Source organism: Candidatus Protofrankia californiensis, assembly GCF_900634765.1.
Classification (GTDB): Bacteria; Actinomycetota; Actinomycetes; order Frankiales; family Frankiaceae; genus Protofrankia; species Protofrankia californiensis.
On sequence record NZ_CAAAFT010000103.1, the window covers coordinates 13,191 to 19,396 of the forward strand.

Annotated in this window: 7 protein-coding genes; 3 read left to right on the forward strand and 4 right to left on the reverse strand. The window is 67.8% G+C overall.

Going from position 1 to position 6,206, the window contains the following annotated elements; genetic code table 11:
- The 3 genes from DD1DGNOD_RS06200 to DD1DGNOD_RS06210 all read right to left on the reverse strand — a co-directional run.
- A partial coding sequence (locus DD1DGNOD_RS06200; RefSeq protein ID WP_165036466.1) for a DUF4350 domain-containing protein occupies positions 1-875 on the reverse strand: 875 nt, incomplete at its 3' end.
- The gene (locus DD1DGNOD_RS06205) at positions 872-1,522 is read right to left on the reverse strand and encodes a DUF4129 domain-containing protein (RefSeq protein WP_131765654.1); all 651 of its coding nucleotides are present in this window, start codon (positions 1,520-1,522) and stop codon (positions 872-874) included. The genes DD1DGNOD_RS06200 and DD1DGNOD_RS06205, both read right to left, overlap by 4 nt.
- Positions 1,523-1,558: 36 nt before the next feature.
- Positions 1,559-2,623: a proline-rich domain-containing protein gene (locus DD1DGNOD_RS06210; protein WP_131765655.1), complete on the reverse strand. Its 1,065-nt coding sequence runs from the start codon at positions 2,621-2,623 to the stop codon at positions 1,559-1,561.
- A gap of 662 nt (positions 2,624-3,285) precedes the next feature.
- Between DD1DGNOD_RS06210 and DD1DGNOD_RS06215 the strand changes: the two genes are divergently transcribed.
- The 3 genes from DD1DGNOD_RS06215 (at position 3,286) to DD1DGNOD_RS06225 (ending at position 5,745) form a co-directional block, all read left to right on the forward strand.
- Positions 3,286-3,867, forward strand: a complete 582-nt coding sequence (locus DD1DGNOD_RS06215) for a ComF family protein (RefSeq protein ID WP_206442982.1) — start codon at positions 3,286-3,288, stop codon at positions 3,865-3,867.
- Between the two features lie 194 nt (positions 3,868-4,061).
- Complete coding sequence (gene hpf / locus DD1DGNOD_RS06220; protein ID WP_165036468.1) at positions 4,062-4,736, forward strand: ribosome hibernation-promoting factor, HPF/YfiA family; 675 nt, start codon at positions 4,062-4,064, stop codon at positions 4,734-4,736.
- A gap of 304 nt (positions 4,737-5,040) precedes the next feature.
- A complete protein-coding gene (locus DD1DGNOD_RS06225; RefSeq protein ID WP_131765657.1) occupies positions 5,041-5,745 on the forward strand; it encodes a response regulator in 705 nt (234 codons plus the stop codon).
- Between the two features lie 61 nt (positions 5,746-5,806).
- Here DD1DGNOD_RS06225 and DD1DGNOD_RS06230 read toward each other — a convergent pair.
- On the reverse strand, positions 5,807-6,206 hold a 400-nt coding region (locus DD1DGNOD_RS06230; protein WP_131769646.1), incomplete at its 5' end, for a GNAT family N-acetyltransferase.

Sequence of the window (6,206 nt, forward strand, 5' to 3'; positions counted from 1 at the left end):
ACCCGGTCGGGAAGCAGGTCGAGCAGGCCTTTGCGGGCCACCGAGTCCGGTCCACCCGGCTGCGCGACCACCCATGACAGGGTGCGATGCCGGTTCAGCAGCCCGATCGCGAGCGCCCCGTTACCCTGCTCGTCCAGGCGGTCGTTGGTCATGAACGCGACGTTGCCGACCAGGACGAACCGTCCGGATCGAGCCGGTGACGGCGGCTGGCCCGGCGCTCGCGGCGCCTGCACGACGACCAGCGTCGAGGCCGACCCCACCGGGTAGCAGGCGGTGACCCCGGCCGGGTTCGGCCCGGTGACCTGGAAACCGGACCCGCCGCCGAGCGTGGCCGCCGCCGCCGTGGCGGCCTCGGGCAGCCGGCACCGCGGCGTCGGCGTCCCGGATGGGACGCGACCGGCGACGGTGACCGGCAGGCCCAGGGCGCCGACGACCGCCGCGTCCGGCTCGAGGAGCACCACGTCGCTGCCCCGGCCGGCCGCATGCACAAGCGTGTCGAGCACCCGCTGGGAGGCCCGCTCCGGGTAGGCCAGCACGATCGTGACGTCGGCGGGATCCGGTGTGCTCACCGCCTCGGTCGGATCGTCCGTCGAGGTGACCTCGACGCCGTGTGCCCGCAAGAGCTGGGCCAAGGCCATGGTCCCGGTCGGGTCGGCCGACCCCGGATCAAGCGGGCGCCCGTTCGATCGTTCGACCATGGCCGACAGCGCCACACAGATGATGATCAGCAGTATCAGGACGGCCGCGACGCGGACGCCGCGGCGTGCTCGCGGGTCGAGCCCCCGGCGCGCGGCGCTCAGCGGCCTGGGGAGCTGGGCCGAAGGCAGCGTGCCAGAAGCATGATCGCGCTGCTTTCGGCCAGCCGGGGAGTTCAAGCCGGCACCGTGAACGTGGGCGCCGGCCTGCCGCCTGTCCCCGCCCGTGGTCGCAGACCGGTGAGTGCCTCGTCCGCCTGCACGACAGCGCGGTAGGACGCCTCCGACGCCTCCAGCCCGCCGTACCAGATCTCGCTGAATATGGCCACTGCCGACGCAAGGGCGGGGGTCGTAGCGGGGGCGATCCGGCCGACCTCGGTGACAAGCTCACCGGCGGTACACCCCGGACGGGGCTCCAGCACTCCTGTCTCCTCCAGCATCCGCACAACGGCTCGCAACCGTGACCGCACCGCTTCGGCGAACGCACCGGCACGGGCTGCGGCGTCGGCCTCGGCCCGCAGCGCCGCCGCCGACAGCGGACTGCTCAGGTCGAGGTCGACCGGCGCTGTCCGGGCCTGCCGCCGGACCGGGCCGAGACGCAGCCACACGGCCACGGCGGCCACGGCGGCCACGATGACGACGGCTGCGATCCCGAGACCCCCACCCGACGGTTGGGTGGCGCTGGTCCACAGGTCGGTGAGTTGCTCGCTGAGCCAGCTCACCACACGTTCGGGCCAGCTCGGCTCAGCCTGGTGATAGATCGTCCTGGACAGCTCGCGGCGGGCTTCCTCCGCCGCTTCGTCGCGGGTTACCGCAGGCCCGATCATCACCGTTTACCGACAGCCCTGTTGCTCGTAGTCCCGTTACCGGTAGCCCTGGTTGGTCGCGGCACGACGGTCCCGCGCTGCCTGGGCGAGTGTCATGTCGAGCCCTTCCAGCCGGATACGGCGGTCGATGTAGAGCAGCACGACCACCCCCGCCATGATCGGCATGATCGCGATACTGATAATGATGTCCACTATCGCGGTGAACACAAGACCCGTTCCGGTCAGGTCGCCGGTGACCGGATCGGTCATGGAGTCGCCGCCGGCGGCGAAGGCCACCCCGATCACGACGGTGAGAACGGACACCACGACGGTGACGATTATGCCCGTGAGCAGCAGGATTCCGAAGGTTCGCCACCATGCGCCCCGAACCAGGGTCCACGAGCGTCGCATGGCTGTGTTGATCGTGCCGCCTTCGAGGACGAACGCAGGGGTTGACAGAACCAGCGCGACCGCCACGAAGACGGCACCGATGAGCAGCCCGATGAGCCCGAGCAAGGTCAGCAGCGTCACCACGATCGACAGGCCGGCGAGGCCTGCGAGGCGGGGCCGGACGCGTTGCAGTACCTCTCCGATCTTTACTTTGCTACCCAGCGTCAACTCGCTGACCGCGACGCTGAGCGCTCCCGTCAGTGCGATGGCGACGACAAAGTTGATGATCACGTTCACGACGCCGCAGAGGACCGCGACGCCGGAGGAGCCGCGCTGACCGATGGCCGTCAGGATGATTGTGATGATCTGCGCCACTGTGGTGGCGCCGAGAGTCAGGCCGATCGTCGCTCCGGGGCTGCGCCGCAGGGCGGAAAAGGCGCCGTCGAGTATCTCGCCCACGGCGAGCGGCCGCAGCGGGATGATTCCCGGTTTCTCGGCCTGCGGCAGCGGCCCCCACTGGCTGGGTCCTCCCGCTTGTGGTTGTCCCCAGCCGGACGGTGGCGGGTTCCATCCGGGTGGCTGGTTCCAGCCAGACGGTGGTGGCTGCTGGTTCCACCCGGAGGGCGGCTGTGGTTGCCCCCAGCCGGGGGGTGGTGGTGGCTGCTGCTGGCCGTCTGCGGGATTCGGCCCGCCGGGTGGCTGGGGCCCACTCCAGCCAGGTCCACCGGTCATGTCGGTCTCCTCACGTTTTCAGGCCTCCGGCAGTCCGAGGGGAGGCGGTCGCGCCGACGTCCCCTCGCGATGTCCTGGGCCGGCTCACTCGCACTACCGTGACCGACTCGTGGTCCGGGTGGATCCGCTCTGCCAATGATCGGCCTGACCTTCCACGCATTCGTGGACGCCTGCAGACCCGGCGGGTGCGATCGTGCCAGATCTACCGATGTTGCGTGTCGGGCAGCCGGGAAAGTCCGGCAACGGTCTCTATAAGTATCCATATGGTTTCTTTCTGTGTCGACGGGAAGGTCGTGTGATCGGATCCCGTACATCGTGGATGCCCGGGCAGGCGTCGTCCACAGGAGGGTTTTCCACAGGATTTACCAGGTGTTGGCCAGGCCGAGGTCGATGGGGTGACCATGCGACACATGCCCAATACATATATAGCTGCCGCGTTCGAGGTTCTTCTGGACCTTCTCCTGCCGCGAACCTGTGCCGGCTGCGGCCGTTCGGGTTCAGCGGTCTGCGCGGTTTGTTCGGCTGCGGTCGATCGTCAGGCATTCCTCGCCGCTCCGGGACAAATGGCCACCCCGGGGCGGCGGGGGCCACCGTGCTTCGCGGGTGCCGTTTACGACGGTCCGTGTCGCCAGATCCTGTTGGCCTTCAAGGAAAGAGGCCGGTTGGACGCTGCCGGTCCGCTTGTGTCGGCACTTGCCCGCGCGGTGGCCGCGGCCAGGGTCATGTCGGCACACAACGGTCCGGTCGTTCTCGTGCCGGTGCCCTCGACCCGGGCCGCGGTGCGCCGGCGCGGGTTCGACCACGTGCGCCGGCTCGCAGACGGCGCTACCCGGGTGCTGTGTCGGGCCGGCGTGCCGACGCGGGTGGTTCCGATGCTGCGGTCTGCCAGGCCGGTGGCGGATCAGGCGGGTTTGACCGCCACGGATCGTGTGACCAACCTCGACGGTGCGTTCGTCCTGCGTCATGGCCTGGAGGGCCAAAGACGGCGCGATCATGCTGCTTTCGCGCCCGGGGTTCCTGGCGGTCGGGACGGCTGTGGGATGCCCGAGCCGTTGTTCGTCGTCATCGACGACGTCGTGACAACGGGCGCGACGCTGTCCGAAGCCACGCGGGTGTTGCGTGCCGGTGCGGTACCGGTATCGGTAGTGGCGGTCGCCGCCGCTACGTTGGCCCGCCGACGCCCTACTCGAGATGACCGGCCCCAAGGTGTCCGTTTGCCTGCGACCGGGGTACCGGAGGGATAAAACTGTCGTCACCCGTACCGGCACCGCGGGAACTGACAAGCGAAGCGAGGGCCTGGGTGTCCGGGGCCCGAGCGGAAGGAACGAGGCAGCAGATAAGCCCTGGCGCACGGCACGACACCGGAAGGTGGGATCTGGCCAGATCCGTCCGGATTGCCCGGTCATCACAACTTCCGGTCAACAGAAAGGTGAAACGAGTGGACATCGTGGTCAAGGGAAGGCACACCGCGGTTCCCGAAAGGTTCCGTGAGCATGCCGAAGCCAAGATTGCGAAGCTTGAGAGGTTCGATCACAAGGCGTTCCGGGTGGATGCGGAGCTCTCTCGTGAACACAACCCGCGCATGGCGGATGTCCGTGAGCGTGTCGAGCTGACCGTGTTCTCGCGGGGGCCGGTCATCCGTGCGGAGGCCGCCGCGGCCGATCCCTACGCGGCGCTCGACCTGGCCGCGGCAAAGCTCGCCGAACGACTACGGCGTGCCGCCGACAGGCGGATCCGTCATAACGGTGCGGGTCGTGGTTCGTTGGCACAGCCGTCAGAATCCGTGGTCGCCCCGCAGGCGGGTCTGCCGGGCGGGCGGGCGGACGCCGGCGATGCCGATGCTTCGGCAGCTGCCGGTGGCGACGCGGACTACGGTGTTCCGGACTCGTCACCCTTTGTCGTCCGTGAGAAGATCCATCGAGCCGCCCCGATGACTCTCGACGACGCGTTGTCCAATATGGAGCTCGTGGGCCACGACTTCTACCTCTTCTGTGACGTGCGTACGGGTTTGCCGAGTGTCGTCTACCGGCGGTGCGGCTACGACTACGGGCTGATCCGGCTTGAGGCGGATGAGGGTCAGGATCCCGACGGGGGTTCCGCGGTTCACGCCTGAGGGCCAAAGGCGGCGCGATGATGTTTCTTTCGCGCCGCCGGAGGGGTCCGGTACGGGTCACTGCGGGCCGAAGATAGCGCGATCATGCTTTTTCGCCTGCGGGAAGTCCTGTCCGGGTCACTGACGGGCAGATCCGAAGGACGGCTACGGCCAAGAGCGTGACGTGGTCGCAACGGTGTAAAGGCATGCAGGTCTAGTTGACGTGGGACCATCTGCCGTGGACGTCTTCAGTCGCCTGCCGGTCAGCCCGTGTACCAGCACGGGCTGACCGGCAGGCAGTCCGTCGCGACGCGAGGGAGGTCATATGACGGGGGATGGGCGCCAGCCCGGGGAGGAACCGTCGTCACCGGATCCCATCCGGGTGCTCGTCGTTGACGATCACGCTCTGTTCCGGCGTGGCCTGCAGATGGTCCTTGAGCAGGAGAAGGACATCGAGGTGGTCGGTGAGGCGCCGGACGGTTCCGAAGCCGTCACGATGGCGGTTGACACCGCGCCCGACATCGTCCTTATGGATGTCCGGATGCCGCGTCGCGGCGGGATCGACGCGACCAGCGCGATCAAGCAGGCGGTACCCAGCGCAAAGATCGTGATGCTGACCATCAGTGACGAGGAGGGTGACCTCTACGACGCAATCAAGGCGGGTGCCATGGGGTACCTGCTCAAGGAGATCTCGATCGACGAGGTTGCCGCGGCCATCCGCGCCGTGCACGGGGGGCAGAGCCTGATCAGCCCGTCGATGGCCTCGAAGCTCCTCACCGAGTTCGCACTGATGATCAAAAAGGCGGACAGTCGGCCGCAGCTACCCACTCCCAGGCTCACCGATCGCGAGATGGAGGTTCTGCGGCTCGTCGCCAAGGGGCTCAACAACCGCGACATCGCCAAGCAGTTGTTCATCAGCGAGAACACGGTCAAGAATCATATCCGTAACATATTGGAGAAGCTTCAGTTGCATTCCCGGATGGAAGCGGTGGTCTACGCGGTCAGGGAGAAGCTGCTGGAAATCACCTGAGTCCTCGGGTGGTTCTCCGCCCAAAACCCAAAATATGTCAGATCAGGACATGTCGCGCTCCTCATGGTGGTGGCGGGTCGTCTCGCAGCAGGGACCCGATCCAGCAGTCGACCCGGACACCGCGTAGGACGAGGCCCCGGCGCAAGGTGCCCTCGATGGTGAACCCGTTCTTCTCCGCCACCCGGCGTGAGGCCCAGTTGCCCACACCGGCTGTCCATTCCAGCCGCTCGACACCCAGGGTCTGAAACGCCCAGCGCCCCAACACGCCGACCGCCTGGCTGACGACACCCTGGCCACGCGCGCCCGGCGCGCACCAGTAACCCACTGTGGCCAGGCCGTCGTCAGTCACCTCCACCAGGCTCACGGAGGCCAGCACCGACCCGGACGTGGCGTCCAGCACGGCGAACGGGGCGCCCCGACCTTCTTCCCATTTTCGGGGCGCGAACTCGGTGACGTAGGCC

What these genes read in the sequence shown, in the direction of transcription:
- DD1DGNOD_RS06205 (WP_131765654.1), bottom strand. Translation starts at nt 1,522, where the DNA reads ATGATCGGGCCTGCGGTAACCCGCGACGAAGCGGCGGAGGAAGCCCGC.
- DD1DGNOD_RS06210 (WP_131765655.1), bottom strand. Translation starts at nt 2,623, where the DNA reads ATGACCGGTGGACCTGGCTGGAGTGGGCCCCAGCCACCCGGCGGGCCG.
- DD1DGNOD_RS06225 (WP_131765657.1), top strand. Translation starts at nt 5,041, where the DNA reads ATGACGGGGGATGGGCGCCAGCCCGGGGAGGAACCGTCGTCACCGGAT.